The sequence below is a fragment of the Harryflintia acetispora genome (genome assembly GCA_004340125.1).
Classification (GTDB): Bacteria; Bacillota; Clostridia; order Oscillospirales; family Ruminococcaceae; genus Harryflintia; species Harryflintia acetispora.
Genome location: SLUK01000008.1, coordinates 44,863 through 60,500 on the forward strand (window position 1 = coordinate 44,863; position 15,638 = coordinate 60,500).

Here is a 15,638-nt window from a genome sequence, read left to right on the forward strand (position 1 = left end):
GGGCCGCCGGCAAATGCCGGCGGCCCATTTATACTATGTTTGTCTTTCCCGTCAGGAATTGCCTTGAAACACCTTGAGCACCGGGGCGCTCACCGTCGCCCAGCCGCCGTTATAAGTCGGGCGTTGGTAACTGCCGGTGGTCCACACGGATTTATCGAAACCGGCGGGCAGGGAGGCCAGGGACGACAGTCCCGCCGCGCCCGGGCTGCTGGGATTGTGCCCCTGCCCATTGCTAAAGTCCCCCACCGCATAGGCGGGACAGCCGGCCGTCCCGGTCAGCCAGTAGTTGCCCGAGGACTGGATCGTGCCGGCTCCCCAGGCAGACCCCGTCCACATGGAAAGGCTTCCCACCAGGCTGCCCAGGCCATACTGTTGGTTGGTATAATAAAACTGATAATCGGCGGCTGTGTAGCAACCGGTGATGACAGGCGGGACACCTCCTGACTCTTTCAACGCAACGCCCATCAGGCCGCCCATAAAGGGGGCATTGTAGGCGCGGGTATTGCTCAGGGAACCCGCGAAATAACAGTTATCCAGTCTGTTTCTAAAGCTCCCCTTGCCGATCAGCCCTCCACAGACAGAATTATATGCATCGGTGCGTACCGATGCGAGCGCAAAGCATTCACTGATCTGCGTCGCATTGGCTTCCGCGGCAAAAGCCCCCGCGCTACTTGTTCCTACGATGGAGGAGCTCCCGGCGATCCCCAGAGCGCGGATGGTCGCGCCGTCGGTGCTCTCGAAGAGCCCCGCCTTTCCGGAGGTTGCAACCTGGAGGTTGTTGATCACATGGCCGCCCCCGTCGTATACCCCGCTAAAGGTCCCGATGGGCGTCCAGCTCCCGGACAGGCTGATGTTCTCTGTCTGCAAAAAGCAGGCGGAGAGGTGCACGCCGAGGTGGGCGAGCTGCCGCCCGTCCGTGACCCGGTAGGGGGAGGACACCGTGCCCTTACCGGCATAGAAAGCCCCCGCCGTCCCCGCCGGGCAGCCGCAGGTGGGCGCGGTGGTAAAGACTTTCGTGGCCATCGCTTCCCGGTCGAACGCCTCCCGCCCCGGCATGACGTGGGCCGTCACACAGAGCGTCCAGGTGCTCGGGCCGCTCAGGTTGTGGCGCAGCGGCAGATGCACCGTCCCGGCCGAGGCGATGGTCACCTCGGCCGTCACCTCGGGGCTGCCCGCCGCGTTCCCGCCCTCATAGAGCGCGAAGGTATAACGGCTGGTGCGCGCCGAGGGGGTGAAGGGGATGTCCACGCCGTAGTCGCAGCTGTAGCCGCCCTGCACCTCCACCGTCACGCCGCTGGCCGCCGCAGAGAGCCCCAACAAAAGGCAGAGGGAAACCGCCGCCAGAGCGAAAAATTTCTTTGTCATGCTGACTGCTCCTTTCCCGGAAGCGGGCGCCAAAAAGACCACTAGTATAGCCAGCTTGGGGCCGTCCATTCCGGGGAAGTGAAGCGAAAATCAACGGTTTTGCTTGTAAAAGGTGGAAAAACAGGATATAATTAGGGTAAGAATAGAAATCCTTGGAAGAAGTGCCGGAGTATGGCGCGAACAAGGGCAAAGAAATGACCGTTAGCTGGCTATGCTAACGGTCATTTTCAGCTTTTATGCAGATAGGGCTCAGACGCTGAGCTCGACCTTGCCGCCCAGGCAGTCCGGGTTGGCTTTTAAGATGGGCTCGACCTTTTCACAGAGGAAGCGCTCGACCTGCTCGGGCGCGCGGCCCACAAAGTTTTCGGGCACCAGAACCTCCAGGATTTCCTCGCGCCGCAGCCCGAACGCCTCGTCGGCGCAGATGCGCTCGATCAGGTCGTTCTCTCCCCCTTCTTCCTTGACCACCTTGGCCGCGGCCAGGGCATGCTGCCGGATCCGCTCGTGGAGCTCCTGCCGGTCCCCGCCCTTCTTGACCGCGTGCATCATGATGTTCTCGCTGGCCATGAAGGGCAGCTCGCGCATCACCCGCTGGCGGATCACCTTGGGGTAGACCACCAGCCCGTCGCAGACGTTCAAAAGGATCCCTAAAATCGCATCCACCCCGAGGAAGGCCTGCGCCACCGCGATCCGCTTGTTGGCCGAGTCGTCGAGGGTGCGCTCGAACCACTGGGTCCCGGCGGTGAAGGCGGGATTCAACACCTCGACCATCACGTAGCGCGCCAGGGCGGTGATCCGCTCGCAGCGCATGGGATTGCGCTTATAGGGCATGGCGGACGAGCCGATCTGATTCTTCTCGAACGGCTCCTCCATCTCCTTGAAGTTGGCCAGAATCCGCAGGTCGTTTGAAAACTTCATCGCGCTCTGGGCGATCCCGGAAAGGGTGCTGCAAATGCCGTAGTCCACCTTGCGCGAATAGGTCTGGCCCGAGACGGCGACCGAGGACCGAAAGCCCATCTCTTCGCAGATAAAGCGGTCGAGCGCGTCGATCTTTTCCCCATCCCCGTCGAAGAGCTCCATAAAGCTCGCCTGGGTGCCGGTGGTGCCCTTCACCCCGCGCAGCTCGAGGCGCGAGAGGCGGTACTCGAGCTCATCCAGGTCGTAGAGCAGCTCGTTCAGCCACAGCGTCGCCCGCTTGCCGACGGTGGTCAGCTGTGCGGGCTGCAGGTGGGTATAGGCCAGGGCGGGCAGGTCCTTATATTCGCGTGCGAAGTTCGAGAGCAGCCCGATCACCCCGATGAGTTTTTTACGCACCAGCTTCATCGCCTCGCGCATGATGATCACATCGGTGTTGTCCCCGACATAGCAGCTGGTGGCGCCCAGGTGGATGATCCCCTTGGCCCCCGGGCACTGCACGCCGTAGGCGTAGACGTGGCTCATCACGTCGTGGCGGCACTCCTTCTCCCGCTGGCGCGCCACGTCGTAGTTGATGTCCTCGGCATGGGCCTCGAGCTCGGCGATCTGGCTATCCGAAATCGGCAGCCCCAGCTTCTGCTCGCCCTTGGCCAGTGCGATCCAGAGCCTGCGCCAGGTTTTGAATTTCATATCGGCCGAGAAGAGGTACTGCATCTCGTCGCTCGCGTACCGGGTGGAAAACGGGCTTTCATATTTCTGCTGCATGGTGGTCCCTCCGTAATAGTTTGACAGTCCTTGGATGGTTTTATCATATCATAAGGGAGAGAAAAAGGAAATCTCCTTTTTGGCCTTCTATCCGAAAAACCGGGCCTGCCGCTTTTGCGGCAGGCCCGGTCCGGCCTTATACAATGTTAGTCGGCCAGCAGCCGCTCGGCGGCCGCGAGCTTCAGACACAGGGTGAAGAGCCTGGCCGCGACCTCGAGCTCCCGCAGCTCGGGATAGGTCGGCGCAAGGCGGATGTTTTGGTCCTGCGGATCCTTCCCATAGGGGAAGGCCGCCCCAGCCCCGGTGAGGACCACCCCGGCCTCCTTGCAGAGCTGTACCGTGCGCTTGGCGCAGCCGGGCAGGGTGTCCACCGAGATGAAATACCCGCCCGCCGGGTCGGTCCAGCTGGCGATGCCAAGGCCCCCGAGCTCTTCCCGGAGGGTGCCGAGCACCAGCTCGAACTTCGGGCGGATGACGGCCGCGTGGCGCTTCATGTGCTGCAGCACCCCGTCCTTATCCTTAAAGAAGCGCACATGCTGCAGCTGGTTCACCTTGTCGAAGCAGATGACCTGCACCGACATCTGCTTCTTGATCAGCTCGATATTCCGTTCGCTCGCCGCCATGGCGCAGATCCCGCCGCCCGAGAAGGAAACCTTGGAGGTCGAGCAGAACTCGAACACCATGTCCTCGCTGCCGTACTCCTTGCAGGCCTCAAAGATGTTGTAAAGCTTCGGCGCGCGCTCGGGATAGAGGTCGTGCACCACATACGCGTTGTCCCAGAAGATGCGGAAGTCGTCCGCCGCGGGGCGAAGGGCTGCGAAGCGCCGCACCACCGCGTCGGAGTAGACGATCCCGCCGGGATTCGAGTACTTCGGCACGCACCAGATCCCCTTGACGGACGGGTCGCTGTTCACATACTGCTCGACGAGGTCCATGTCCGGGCCGTTTTCGTCCATCGGGATGCCCACCATCTCGATCCCCAACTGCTCGGTGATGGCGAAGTGCCTATCATACCCCGGCACCGGGCAGAGGAATTTGAGCTTGCCCTGCCTGATCCAAGGCTCCTTGCCGCCGTACACCCCCAGCAGCAGGGCGCGCACCACGGTGTCGTACATCATGTTGAGGCTGGAGGTCCCGCCGATGATGATCATCCCGGGCTCCACCTCCAGAATATCGGCGAAAATCTTCTTTGCCTCGGGCAGGCCGTCCATCATGCCGTAGTTGCGGGTATCCACCCCGCCGCTGACCATCCCGCTGCCCTTATGTAAAATGTCGAGCATCCCCATCGTCAGATCGAGCTGCTCGGGAGAGGGCTTCCCCCGCGACATATCCAATTTCAGGTTCTGTGCCTTGTAGCCCTCATACTGGGCTTTGAGATCCTCACACAGGCCGAGGAGCTGCTCCTTAGAAAGGCTTTGATACTGTTCCATCTGCGATTCCTCCCAAAAATAGTCCTACCAACCCTAGATCTCCATATCCAATCATCCGTGCCGGCACAACCACATGCCGGCTCTATCGTCTCGCGTCTGCGTTATTGTCTAGCGTATCTGCCGGTAAATCTCCTCGAGCGGCACCCCGTTTTTGATCGCCGCCTCGCGCGCGCTCTCATATTCGGGGTACACCTTGCTGATCGCCCCGTAGGTGCAGCGCTTGACCTTAATTTCACCGTACCTGGTCATAAGCGTTTCGGCCTCGCGGCGCATACAGGTCCTTTTAACAGTGTATTCCCGCAGCCCGATGGTGGTGCTGTGCAAAAAGATGGTCTCGACCGCACGCTCCTTGAGCTCTTTTTTGCACAGTACGGTGAGCAGGTTCGCCGGGCGGTTCTTTTTCATAAAGATGGGGGTGAAGTGCGCGTCGGCCACCCCGAGCTCAAAGAGGCGCTCCATCAAAAAGGAGAGCTGCTCGGGGGTGCTGTCGTCGATTGCCGTCTCCAGCACCTCGATGGTCTCATCCCCTCCGGCCTCCCGCACCAGCATGGCCCGTAGGACGTTGGCATGGGGGAAGTCCTTCTTGCCGCCGCCGTAGCCGACGCGCAAAACGCTCAGCCCGTCCGGGGTTTTGTATTCATCCGCCAGCGCCGCGACGGCCGCCCCGGTGGGGGTCACCATCTCGCCCTCGGCGTCGGTGATCACAAGGGGGATCCCGCAGCGACGGGCGATCTCGAGCGTCGCCGGGGCGGGGACGGGCATCTTCCCATGCTGGCACCAGACGTAGCCGGTGCCCTCGCTAAGCGGGGAGCAGATGATCCGATCGATCCCAAGGTCGTCCAGGCAATAGGCCACCGACAGGATGTCGATGATCGAGTCGATCGCCCCGACCTCATGAAAATGCACCTCATCAATCGGCAGCCCGTGCACCTGCGCCTCGGCCTCGGCCACAAAGCCGAACATCTTTTTCGCCAGCTCCTTAGCCCTTTCGCTCAGGGTGCTCGCGTCGATGATCGCCGTCACGTCCGAAAGTCCCCGGTGGACATGCGGGTGGTGATGGTGATGGTCATGCTCGTGCGGATGGTCATGGGAATGCTCATGGTCATGCTCATGCGGATGGTCATGGGCATTGCCGTCCTCCTCGAGGTGGACGTCGAAGTCGCAGCAGCGTATTCCGCATTTTTCCTTCTGCGAGATATGTACATGATAGCCGTCCACCGGCAGGGCATGGAGCATTTTTTGCAGCCCCTCGGCGTTCGCCCCCAAATCCAACAGGGCCGCCGCGCTCATGTCCCCGCTGATCCCGGACAGGCATTCCAGATACAGGGTCGCCATCAGCCTTCCTCCTTCTTTTCCAAGGTTTCATCCATGCTCCCGCTGCGAAAGCCCCGCAGATCGAAGGTCACGTAGCGAAAGCCCATATCGGTCAGCGTGCGCAGGATTTCCTCCCGCCTGACGAAAAAGCGGATCATATTTCCGATGGGGATCTCGATCCGAGCGAGCTCCCCATGTTTTCGCACCCGCACCACCGGATACCCGATGGATTTCATGTATTCTTCGGCCCGCTCGACCATCTGAAGCCCTTCCTTTGTCAGGGTGGCCCCGTACTCGAAGCGGGTGGCGAGGCAGGGGGAGGAGGGCTTCTGCGAAACCGCAAGCCCCGCCTCCTTCGCCAGCGCGCGCACCTCGTTTTTACTAAGACTACATTCCATCAGCGGGCTGTGGACCCCGAGCTCGCGCAGGGCGCGCAGCCCCGGGCGGTACTCCTTTAAGTCGTCCGCGTTGGTCCCGTCGCAGAGCAGGGCGATCCCCTTTTCGCTTGCGAACGCCTGCAGCTTCTCGAAGAGCAGCCGCTTGCAGCGGTAGCACCGATCGGGCGGGTTCTGCTCAATTCCCGCCTCGGCGAGCTCGTCGATTTTGATCGCCTCGAACTGCGCCCCCAGCTCCCTCGCCAGCCGTCCGGCCTCTTCGCAGTCCCCCGCCGGGTGCAGGGCGGTATCGAAATAGACCGCCCAGACCGGGAAGCGGCCGGCTGTAGCCGCCTGGCAGGCGGCGGCAAGAAGCAGGGCGCTGTCCACGCCGCCCGAAAAGGCGACGCACAGGCCCTGCTCCACCCCCTCATAAGAGGAAATCAGCGCGGTCAGTCTCTGCATGCCCGGCATGGCCTAAAACTCCGCGCTGCCGGTGGTGCGCGGGAAGGGGATCACATCGCGGATGTTCGGAATCGCGGTCATGTACATGATCAGCCGCTCGAACCCGAGCCCGAAGCCCGCGTGCTTGGCCCCGCCGTAGCGGCGCAGGTCGAGGTACCAGGAGTAGTCCTCCTCGCGCAGCCCGAGCTCCTTCATCCTCGAAAGCAGCACGTCCAATCTCTCCTCGCGCTGGCTGCCGCCCACGATCTCGCCGACGCCCGGCACCAGGCAGTCCATCGCCGCCACGGTCTTGTTGTCATCGTTGAGGCGCATGTAAAACGCCTTGATCTCCTTGGGGTAGTCGGTGACGAAGACCGGCTTTTCAAAAATCTTCTCGGTCAGGTAGCGCTCATGCTCGGTCTGCAGGTCACACCCCCAGTAGACGGGGTACTCGAACTCGTCCTTGTGCGGGATGAGCAGCTCGATCGCCTCGGTGTAGGTGACCCGCCCGAAGTCGGAGGAAATGATGTGCTGCAGGCGCTGCAGGAGGGTCTTGTCGTAGAAGTCGTTAAAGAACCTGATCTCGTCCGGGCAGTGGTCGAGCACATAGCCCATCACCGATTTGATCATGTCCTCGGCCAGGCGCATGTCGTCCGAAAGGTCCGCGAAGGCGATCTCCGGCTCGATCATCCAGAACTCGGCCGCATGGCGCGGGGTGTTCGAGCGCTCGGCCCGGAAGGTCGGCCCGAAGGTATAGACGTTCGAGAAGGCCAGCGCCATGCACTCGGCCTCGAGCTGGCCGGACACCGTCAGGCTGGTGGGCTTCTCGAAGAAATCCTCCTTGTAGTTGACACCGCCGTCCTCGTTTGTGGGAGGGTTTAGCGGGTCGAGGGTGGTCACCCGGAACATGTCCCCCGCGCCCTCGCAGTCGCTGCCGGTGATCAGGGGGGTGTGCGCGTAGACAAAGCCGCGGTCGTTAAAGAACTTGTGGATGGCGTAGGCCGCGACCGAGCGCACCCGGAAGACGGCGTTAAAGGTGTTGGTACGCGGGCGCAGATGGGCGATCGAACGCAGATACTCCAGCGAATGGCGCTTTTTCTGCAGCGGATAATCCGGCGCGGAGACCCCCTCCACCGTGATTTTTGCAGCATGGATCTCGAAGGGCTGCTTGGCGTTCGGGGTGAGCACCACGCTGCCGCAGACCGAAACGGCGCTTCCAACGTTGAGTTTACACACCTCTTTGAAGTTTTCGAGCTTGCTCTCCTCGAACACGATTTGCAAGTTCTGGAATGTCGTTCCGTCATTCAGCTCGATAAAGCCGAGCGCCTTGGAATCCCGGATGGTCTTGACCCAGCCGCAGACCGTGACCTCGCTGTCGATGTAGTCGGTAACACTGGTGGCAAGGCTCCTGATTTCTGTCCTCTGCATGCAGAATGCACCCTTCCATACGAATTCTTCCGCCCCGTTTGGACGGTCTTAAAACCTCAGATATGAATTTATTATAAACCATATCCTGCAAGAACACAACACCAAATCCGGCAATTGCTCCCATAACAGTCATTATTGCCCTATCCTTCCCCCTTTAACCGCACGGCTTTATACAAAGCTCATAAACCCTGAGACTGGGCGGCTTTTGCGGGCCGGCAAAAAAAGGCCTTTGCCGGAATTGGCAAAGGCCTTTTCATTTTTACAAATGACCGCAAGATAAGGTTTCCTGTTGGCAAGTTTTGATCCCGTTTTGAAGGACGGGCGAATAAAACCCCCGCCTTTTTCTAAAGTTATCCTAATTATATCCTCTTCTGGCGATTTTTGCAAGGGAATATGCCTCCTTCCCCCTGCCTCCCGGCCCTCATATGACCGCTGGCAACCTTATCTAGCGGTCTATTATGAGGGAGGGAAAACGGCATTGAAACTACGAATATCGGCGCTGCTCCTGGCGGCGGCAGTCCTGCTGCCGGCCGTCCCGGCGGCATCCGCCGGGACGGGGATCACGGTGACGGTGCGGGAGGGCTACCAGTGTGATTACGGGGTGGACATCCCCTTTACCCCCTCGCCCCGCACGGACAGCTACACCTTCGCGCTCTACGAGGGCAACAGTACGTCGGGAAGCCCCGAGGTGAGCGCCGAAGTGACAGTCCCCTCGGCCGGGACGGTGCACCTGCCGCTGCGCTACGACGTGGGCGGCCCGAGCACCTGGACGCTCAGCGTGACGGCGCATGTCCGGCCGGGGCGGGAAGCGTTCGACCGGGAATCAACGGCCACGAAAGTTTTTACCACCGCGCCAACCTGCGGGTGCCCGGCGGGGACGGCGGGGGCCTTCTACGCCGGGGACGGGAGCGAAAGGAGCCCCTACCGGGTCGGGACGCCCTGGCAGCTGCAGCACCTGAACCATACCCGGCATCTCGCGGCGGGCCAGCATTTCCGCCAGACGGCCGACCTCGACTTTTCCTCCTACGGCAACTGGACGCCCATCGGGGACACCTCAGTCGGCTTCGTTGGCGGCTATGATGGGGACGGATATGTGATCTCAAATTTGTCCAGCATTCAAAACGGCCTCGATTTCGGGGGCCTGTTTGGCCAAGTGGGGACTGCCAAAATTGTACGGGTGGGGATCGAAAACTCCCGGTTCGCAGAAAACAAAACGGCGTCTCTGATCTGCCTGGGCGCCCTGGTGGGACAGGTGAACGGCAGCAGCACCGTCGAACAGTGCTATGCAAAAAACTGTACCATTTCCATTCCCAGTGTGCCGAATCTGGCCAGGATCGGGGGCCTGATCGGGCAAAACATCGGAACCGTCTCCGACTGCTACATTGTGGGCTCCTCCGTCACGGGCAGCGGCAGTATTTCGGACGTGTTCGGCGGAGGCCTGGTCGGCTGCAACTGGGGCGATGAAGCCGCCCCGCCGAAGGTCCTGAGAAGCTTCGCCCTGTCCACTTCCGTTTCCCGTTGTACGTCCGTTTCCTCGGGGGTGTTCTGCGGCGCCACCGTCGTCGGGACGGTCGACGCCTCCTGCTTCTGGACGCCGACGGCCGGATTGAACGTCGGAACCGGGGTGGTCGAACCCACCACCGGAGCGGTCTTTGCCGCCACCCAGCTCATGAGCGAGGCCGATTTCGGGAACCAATCCAATTTTACCGCCAAGGGGTGGGATTTCAGCTCGGCCTGGCGGATGGACCCCACCCTCGGCTATCCCGTCCTGCGCGCCTTCGACCATTAATACTTCCATCATCAAAAGGGACCCGCTCTCCGTTTTGACGGAGAGCGGGTCCCGGGATAAAGCTTTTCCCGTGGCGCGCGATACGCCAAACCGGCCGGCGATCAAACTTAGCTTTCCCGCGATGCCTGAAACTCTGTTTCGCCGCGAACGATCGTCATAAAAACGGACAGGTCGTCCTCCAGCAGCACCAAGTCTGCGTCGTAACCGGCAGCGATCATGCCCTTGCGCCCGCCGGCGCCGATAGCGCGCGCGGGCGTCGAGGTGCACATTCGCAATGCGTCCTCCAGCGGTATCCCTACCTTTTTCACAAGGTTTCGGAGCGCCCTGTCCATCGTCAGCGTGCTGCCGGCCAAGGAATCCCCCAGGGTAGCAACGCCATTTTTGACCGTCACTTCGCCCTCGTTTAAACAGTAGGTTCCGTCCGGCATGGTCGCCGCGGGGATGGAGTCGGTGCAAACATAGCAGTTCTGCGGCCCCTTCACCCGATGGATCAGCTTGATCAGGATCGGGTCGATGTGCACCAGGTCGGCGATGAACTCTGTGCAGACGCGCTCGTTTGTCAGCGCTTCTCCCAAAACGCCGGGAGCCCGGTGATGCAGCGGCGGCATCCCGTTGCAGGTATGGGTCGTGGAGCGGACTCCCCGTTCCACCGCCTCGATCATCTGTCCGGCCGTGGGGGCGCAGTGGCCCGCAGATACCATCACGCCGTCGCCGGCCAGGCACTCGATCAATGTCAGCGCGCCGGGGAGCTCGGGAGCGATGGTAATGCGCTTCACCAGGCTGCCATACTCCCCCACCATATCCTGATAATCTGATAGGGAGGGGGTGCGGAGCATCCCGGCCGGGTTCGCTCCGCGGTTGGGCGCGCTGAGATAGGGACCCTCCAGATACGCCCCCAGCACGCCGGCCCCCTCCGGCTCCCGGACGAAGGCAAGAACCCCCTCGAGATACCGCCTAATGTCCGCGTTGCAGGCGCACCCCGCCCCGGGGCAAAAGGATGTGACGCCATGGCGCGGATACAGCCGCGCCGCTTTTTTCAGCCCCTCCGGGCTCATGACGCTGTATCCCCCGATCCCGTGGGTGTGGAGGTCGATCATGCCCGGGGCCAGGATCCGGCCCCCGCAGTCCACATCGCCCTCCTTGTGCCCGGCGCCCAGCCCCTGGATGACGCCATTCTCCAAGCAAAGAGAGGTCTCCTTCACAAAGCTTGTCCCGTCGAAAATCCTCGCGTTGAACAACACCTTTTTGTTTGATGCCACGCCGCTCCTCCTCTAGCTTTCGGCAGCGCATAAATAACGGAACGCCGTCCGGGCAGCTCCATACAGCGCCGCGTCGTTGCCCTTTTGCGCCGCCAAAACCGGGACGTACCCGTCGCCGCACGGCGCGCCGATGTTATAATACCGCTTGAGCAGGTCGTCCCACCAGTATTCCCTCGTTTCGATCAGACCGCCGCCGATCACGATGACGTCGGGATCGAAATGATAGGCGCAGGTGGCCAGCAGGATGGAAAAGTCCCATATATATTGGTTCAATACCTCAATGGCCCGGGCATCCTCCTGCCGGTACAGCTCAAAAAACTCGTAGCCGGAATGGATCCTTTCCCCGGCGGCCTTATCGTTGTAGCTCGTCCACAGGGCGGTCCCGGAAACATAGCGTTCGGCACAGCCGCGCTGGCCGCAGCTGCACGGACGCCCGCCCGGGTACATGATGCCGTGCCCCACCTCTCCCATGGCGTTGCGGGACCCCGTCACGATCTCCCCGTTGTGGATATAGCACCCGCCAAGCCCCGTTCCAACAAAGATCCCCAATATATCCTTGTATCCCTTCGCGGCGCCGACCCATTCCTCCCCCGCGATGGCGGCCCTACAGTCGTTCCCAAGGTAGACCGGCAGCCCGAAGCGCTCCTCCAATTCCTTGCGGATGGGCCGCCCCACCCAGTTTTTATAATTGAGCGAGCACGAAACGACCAATCCCTTATCGGTGTCAACGGCGCCGTTGCACCCGATCCCGATACAGCTCACGTCGTACTTTTGCAGAAATGACTGGATGATGGCGCGGTATGTATCGAGAAAAAAGTCCCCGCTCTTTCCGGTGTTCTCATAACGGGTTTTTTCCAGCATCTCCCCGGTGTCCGAAATGACGGCGCCGGAAATCTTTGTGCCGCCGGAATCGATCGCGATCGAATACATACTCTTTCCACCTTATTAGTCAATTTGGAAGGAAGCCAGCCGCCCGATGAGCTTTGCCCGTATGTTTTCATAGTCGCGGTAGTCCCTCGAGTATCCAAAATGGATTTCCGGACGGGTGGAGTAGACGTCAAATTCCACCTTCGCCTCTTCAAAGGGCGTGAGGACCGGGTCGAGGTACAGCTCGCGCATTTCGCGCAGGGAAACGCCTTTCTCCTCGAGCATCCTAAAAAGGTTATAGTCCTGGAGCCCCAGCCGGATGTTTTCCCACCGCACCGAGGAACAGGGCTTGCCATTGTGGTTTGGGTAGACATAGAACATGTCCCCGGAAAGCCAGGAGGGGTCCTTGTAGCTGACCCGGTTCCAGGGGTCGGAGGGCCAGATGGCAAATTTCCAGTTTTCATATCCGTCCATGTCCATCTGATAGGTCATCCAGCTTGTGAGGCGGGCCTCGATAAGGGGGGACTGGATAAAGGTGTTGGGGTGGTCGGGCGTGCAGCAGATGGCCCAGTCGAACGTTCCGCCGCGCTTGCGGTTTTGGTCCTTGACCTTCATCACCATCTCCCGGTGGCACAGCACGCCGGAAAAATGGGTGACAAGGTTTTTCTCCTGCTCGCCATAGGTTTCAATGATCTCCTCGTTAAAGACGCCCAGCCGGATATTGACCCTTAATTCGGGGACGAACCCCTTGATGGTCTCCATCCATTTGCCGCACACCTCGACGTCCACCGGCTCGTCGCTGAAGAGGCTAACCCTCTCCCAAAGCCCCTTCTCCACAAAGTGGTAAAACAGGAGCCGCACATATTCCCCCAGCTCCGCCTTCTTGTGCATGTACTTATATAGCCCATCCGACTCGTCATAATAACGGATCCGAACGCCGTCCGAGTAGTCGTCGAACGGATTCCCCGGCGCATTCTTGCCGGCGTTTTCCTTGATGTTCATGACCTGCCCTTGCGCGAACTGCCCCTCCGCGACGCCGGCCCAGATATAAATCAGCCCCATGAGATCGATCTCTCTGCACATATGGTACTTTTCACAGAGCGCAAGATACCGGTCCATGACGTCAAAATTGCACCAAAAGCGCCCGTCCTTCCCCTTATAGACCTTCACGATGTTGTGCTCATACAGGTCGCTGGGATACTCGTATTCGGTGCAGCACATCTGTCCGTTCCAGGGGAATTCGCTGACCACCAGGGTCGTGGTGCTGATCCCCACGCTGGAAAGCTCCTTTAGCATGTTTTCGATCACGGCAAAGTGATCCTCGCCCCACAGCCTGACCCCGAACGTCTTGGCCCAATTGCTGGGATGCTGCCACAGGTAGAAGTGATAAACGGAGTTTTCCCGCAGCGACGGCAGCACGACCGGCGCCACCCTCACGGTGGCGGACAGCGTCAGAATCCGCTCTTCGTCGCCGAATCCGGCCTGATGGTAGAACGTAAAATCAATGGAAATTTCGTCCCCCTCAAACTCCGGGAGCACGGCGCCGTCCACCCAGACGGCCTGGGGAACGAGCTCATCAAGGCTGCAATTTCCCACCTCGAGGATGGGGTCCGCGGTCAGGGTCCCGGCGTCGTCCGGGACATATCCCTCGAAGCGCATTTGCAAATCCTGAACCAAGGGGGTCGAGGCTTTCATCTCGATGCGCACCCGGTCATAGAGCCCGTCCCAATTGAGATAGTTCGTCTCGTCCAGGCAGCACATGCACCGCCGGTCGGTACGCACCAGCATTTGAAAGGCAAAGCGCTCGTTCTTGACAGCGGTGATCGGCAAAAACGGGCGGTCGAAAAAGCTTTCCCGAAGCTCCTGTTTGCGGACATGCTTAAACGCAGAGTCCACCAGGCAGGCTTTTAATATCATATAGCTCCCTCCAGATTCTGTAGATACGTTGTGTTTCCATTAAGCCTTGATCCCGCTCATGGCTATGCTTTCCACAAACCGTTTCTGCAAAAGCACATACCCGATGAACGGCGGGACAAATACGAGCGTGGCCCCCGCCATCATCAGCCCGTAGTTGGTGCCGTAGTTCGTGCGCAGCATAGCCACCGCAAGGGTCATGGTCCGCATGTGGTTGTCGCTCACCATCACCAAAGGCCAAAGGAAGTCGTTCCATACTGTGATGAAGGTAAAGATGGTCAGCGAGACGATGGCCGAACGCGCGACGGGCAGCACCACATTGATAAACGTGATCCTCTCATTGGCTCCGTCGATCCTGGCCGCCTCGAGCAGGTCGTCGGGGATCGACATCATCGACTGGGTCATCAAAAAAACGGTAAATGCGTTGACCACCGGCAGCATCAGGATAAAATGGGTGTTGTTGAGCCCCATGGCGCTTACAATGATATACATGGGGATCAGCGTGACCTGCCCGGGGATCATCATCGTCAGGATGATCCCATAATAGAGGGCGTTCCTGCCCGGAAACTTCTTTTTGGCGAAGCCATAGCCGGCCATCGCGCCTAAAATGACGTTGATCAGGATCGCGCCCGCCACCACGGCCGCGGAGTTTAAGAAGTACCTGACAAAGTCCAGGGACACGAAGATCCTTTCATAGTTGGTGAAGCTGTATTCAGAAAAATCCCAGGAGACCGTCGTGGTGAAATTCGAGGTCATCGACATCATCGCCATATAGATGAGAGGCAGAACCATCAGGGCCGTGATTCCGGTGAGCAGCAGCATCCAGGCAATCTTTAAAGCTTTGCGCATTTTAACTCCCCTCCCTTAAATGGAGCCGTCTCCCGAGCGGTTGAGAACCTTCGTCTGGACAAAAGAGATCAAAACGATGATGATGAGCAGCACATAGGCCTGCGCGGAGGCATAGCCGAGATTGAACTGCTTGAAGCTGGTGTTATAGATCGTCATGACCATGGTGGTCGTGCTAAAGCCCGGCCCGCCCTGGGTGAGAGAGAAGACCAGATCGAACGCCTGAAAGGACCAGATGGTGCCGAGAATGACGATGAGGAAGGTGGACGCACGCAGCAGGGGGATGGTGATGTAGACGAGCTTCTGCCCAAAGCTGCACCCTTCCACATCGGCGCTCTCATAAAGGGATTTGGGAATATCCAGGATGGCGGCAAAATAGATCACCATAAAGTATCCCAGGTTGCGCCACACCGTCACGATACAGGCGCTCATCAGCGCGTGGTTGATGTCCAGAAAGGTGACCGCCGGTATGCTCAGCAAGCCCAAAGCCTCGTTTATCAGGCCGGTCGGCCCCATAAACGCCCTCCAGATAATGCCCGCGACCATGCTGGAGGCGATCACCGGGACGAACAGCGTGCCGCGGATGAACTGGCTCCACCTCCCCTGGCGGAAGGTGGACAGCCAGAACGCGAGCAAAAGGGCGAGCACCGTCTGCACCGGGACCGTGACGACGGTATAGATCAGCGTGTTTATCATGCTGGCCCGCAGCACGGGGTCCCGGATGAGCTTTGCATAATTGTCCCATCCGGTGAACACCGGCGCCCTGACGCCATCAAAATTTGTAAAGCTGTAGTAAAGGGAGATGAAGATCGGCACCACGGACATGAGCAGGACGACCAGGCAGATGGGGGCGATGTATACATAACCGGTGAGATCCGTCTTTCTCTTGTTCCTGCGCATACAAGCCCTCCTAACTGATGTTGCCGCT

13 protein-coding genes are annotated in these 15,638 nt (G+C 60.0%); 1 reads left to right on the forward strand and 12 read right to left on the reverse strand.

The features are described 5' to 3' along the window. Positions 1–51: 51 nt before the first annotated feature. The 7 genes from EDD78_RS09500 to EDD78_RS09530 all read right to left on the reverse strand — a co-directional run bounded on the left by EDD78_RS09500 (position 52) and on the right by EDD78_RS09530 (position 8,422). Positions 52–1,365 carry a hypothetical protein gene (locus tag EDD78_RS09500; RefSeq protein WP_132084782.1) on the reverse strand — a complete coding sequence of 438 codons (1,314 nt, stop codon included), beginning with the start codon at positions 1,363–1,365 and terminating at the stop codon, positions 52–54. Between the two features lie 249 nt (positions 1,366–1,614). Then, entirely contained in the window at positions 1,615–3,045 is a 1,431-nt protein-coding gene (purB, locus tag EDD78_RS09505; protein WP_132084783.1) for an adenylosuccinate lyase, read from the reverse strand. A 146-nt stretch (positions 3,046–3,191) separates the two neighbouring features. Further along, positions 3,192–4,475 carry an aspartate aminotransferase type Ic gene (locus tag EDD78_RS09510; RefSeq protein ID WP_132084784.1) on the reverse strand — a complete coding sequence of 428 codons (1,284 nt, stop codon included), beginning with the start codon at positions 4,473–4,475 and terminating at the stop codon, positions 3,192–3,194. 108 nt (positions 4,476–4,583) lie between these two features. Then, positions 4,584–5,810, reverse strand: coding sequence for a nickel pincer cofactor biosynthesis protein LarC (gene larC / locus EDD78_RS09515; protein ID WP_132084785.1), 1,227 nt, complete (start codon positions 5,808–5,810; stop codon positions 4,584–4,586). Next, positions 5,810–6,628, reverse strand: a complete 819-nt coding sequence (gene larE, locus EDD78_RS09520) for an ATP-dependent sacrificial sulfur transferase LarE (protein WP_286170827.1) — start codon at positions 6,626–6,628, stop codon at positions 5,810–5,812. The genes larC and larE overlap by 1 nt, the downstream gene beginning before the upstream one ends. A gap of 12 nt (positions 6,629–6,640) precedes the next feature. Continuing rightward, a complete protein-coding gene (gene asnS, locus EDD78_RS09525; RefSeq protein WP_132084787.1) occupies positions 6,641–8,035 on the reverse strand; it encodes an asparagine--tRNA ligase in 1,395 nt (464 codons plus the stop codon). Positions 8,036–8,203: 168 nt separating this feature from the next. Continuing rightward, positions 8,204–8,422, reverse strand: a complete 219-nt coding sequence (locus EDD78_RS09530; protein ID WP_132084788.1) for a hypothetical protein — start codon at positions 8,420–8,422, stop codon at positions 8,204–8,206. Positions 8,423–8,513: 91 nt separating this feature from the next. Here EDD78_RS09530 and EDD78_RS09535 point away from each other — a divergent pair, with 91 nt between their 5' ends. Then, positions 8,514–9,824: a hypothetical protein gene (locus EDD78_RS09535; protein WP_132084789.1), complete on the forward strand. Its 1,311-nt coding sequence runs from the start codon at positions 8,514–8,516 to the stop codon at positions 9,822–9,824. A gap of 107 nt (positions 9,825–9,931) precedes the next feature. Here EDD78_RS09535 and nagA read toward each other — a convergent pair whose 3' ends face one another. From nagA to EDD78_RS09560, 5 genes are read right to left on the reverse strand one after another with little or no spacing between them, the layout of a single operon-like run. Continuing rightward, positions 9,932–11,083: an N-acetylglucosamine-6-phosphate deacetylase gene (gene nagA / locus EDD78_RS09540; RefSeq protein WP_132084790.1), complete on the reverse strand. Its 1,152-nt coding sequence runs from the start codon at positions 11,081–11,083 to the stop codon at positions 9,932–9,934. Between the two features lie 12 nt (positions 11,084–11,095). Beyond that, positions 11,096–12,013 (reverse strand): ROK family protein, encoded by a 918-nt coding sequence (locus EDD78_RS09545; protein ID WP_132084791.1) that lies wholly within the window; start codon positions 12,011–12,013, stop codon positions 11,096–11,098. Between the two features lie 15 nt (positions 12,014–12,028). Next, positions 12,029–13,867 (reverse strand): DUF4091 domain-containing protein, encoded by a 1,839-nt coding sequence (locus tag EDD78_RS09550; RefSeq protein WP_132084792.1) that lies wholly within the window; start codon positions 13,865–13,867, stop codon positions 12,029–12,031. A 39-nt stretch (positions 13,868–13,906) separates the two neighbouring features. Then, complete coding sequence (locus tag EDD78_RS09555) at positions 13,907–14,713, reverse strand: carbohydrate ABC transporter permease (protein ID WP_132084793.1); 807 nt, start codon at positions 14,711–14,713, stop codon at positions 13,907–13,909. A 15-nt stretch (positions 14,714–14,728) separates the two neighbouring features. Beyond that, positions 14,729–15,610 carry a carbohydrate ABC transporter permease gene (locus tag EDD78_RS09560; protein ID WP_207739343.1) on the reverse strand — a complete coding sequence of 294 codons (882 nt, stop codon included), beginning with the start codon at positions 15,608–15,610 and terminating at the stop codon, positions 14,729–14,731. Positions 15,611–15,638: the final 28 nt, after the last annotated feature.

Bases quoted from the DNA above. Each gene is read 5' to 3' on its own strand.
- asnS (WP_132084787.1), bottom strand. From the start codon at position 8,035: ATGCAGAGGACAGAAATCAGGAGCCTTGCCACCAGTGTTACCGACTAC.
- purB (WP_132084783.1), bottom strand. From the start codon at position 3,045: ATGCAGCAGAAATATGAAAGCCCGTTTTCCACCCGGTACGCGAGCGAC.
- EDD78_RS09560 (WP_207739343.1), bottom strand. From the start codon at position 15,610: ATGCGCAGGAACAAGAGAAAGACGGATCTCACCGGTTATGTATACATC.
- EDD78_RS09550 (WP_132084792.1), bottom strand. From the start codon at position 13,867: ATGATATTAAAAGCCTGCCTGGTGGACTCTGCGTTTAAGCATGTCCGC.
- EDD78_RS09510 (WP_132084784.1), bottom strand. From the start codon at position 4,475: ATGGAACAGTATCAAAGCCTTTCTAAGGAGCAGCTCCTCGGCCTGTGT.
- EDD78_RS09555 (WP_132084793.1), bottom strand. From the start codon at position 14,713: ATGCGCAAAGCTTTAAAGATTGCCTGGATGCTGCTGCTCACCGGAATC.
- larC (WP_132084785.1), bottom strand. From the start codon at position 5,810: ATGGCGACCCTGTATCTGGAATGCCTGTCCGGGATCAGCGGGGACATG.
- larE (WP_286170827.1), bottom strand. From the start codon at position 6,628: ATGCAGAGACTGACCGCGCTGATTTCCTCTTATGAGGGGGTGGAGCAG.
- EDD78_RS09545 (WP_132084791.1), bottom strand. From the start codon at position 12,013: ATGTATTCGATCGCGATCGATTCCGGCGGCACAAAGATTTCCGGCGCC.
- EDD78_RS09500 (WP_132084782.1), bottom strand. From the start codon at position 1,365: ATGACAAAGAAATTTTTCGCTCTGGCGGCGGTTTCCCTCTGCCTTTTG.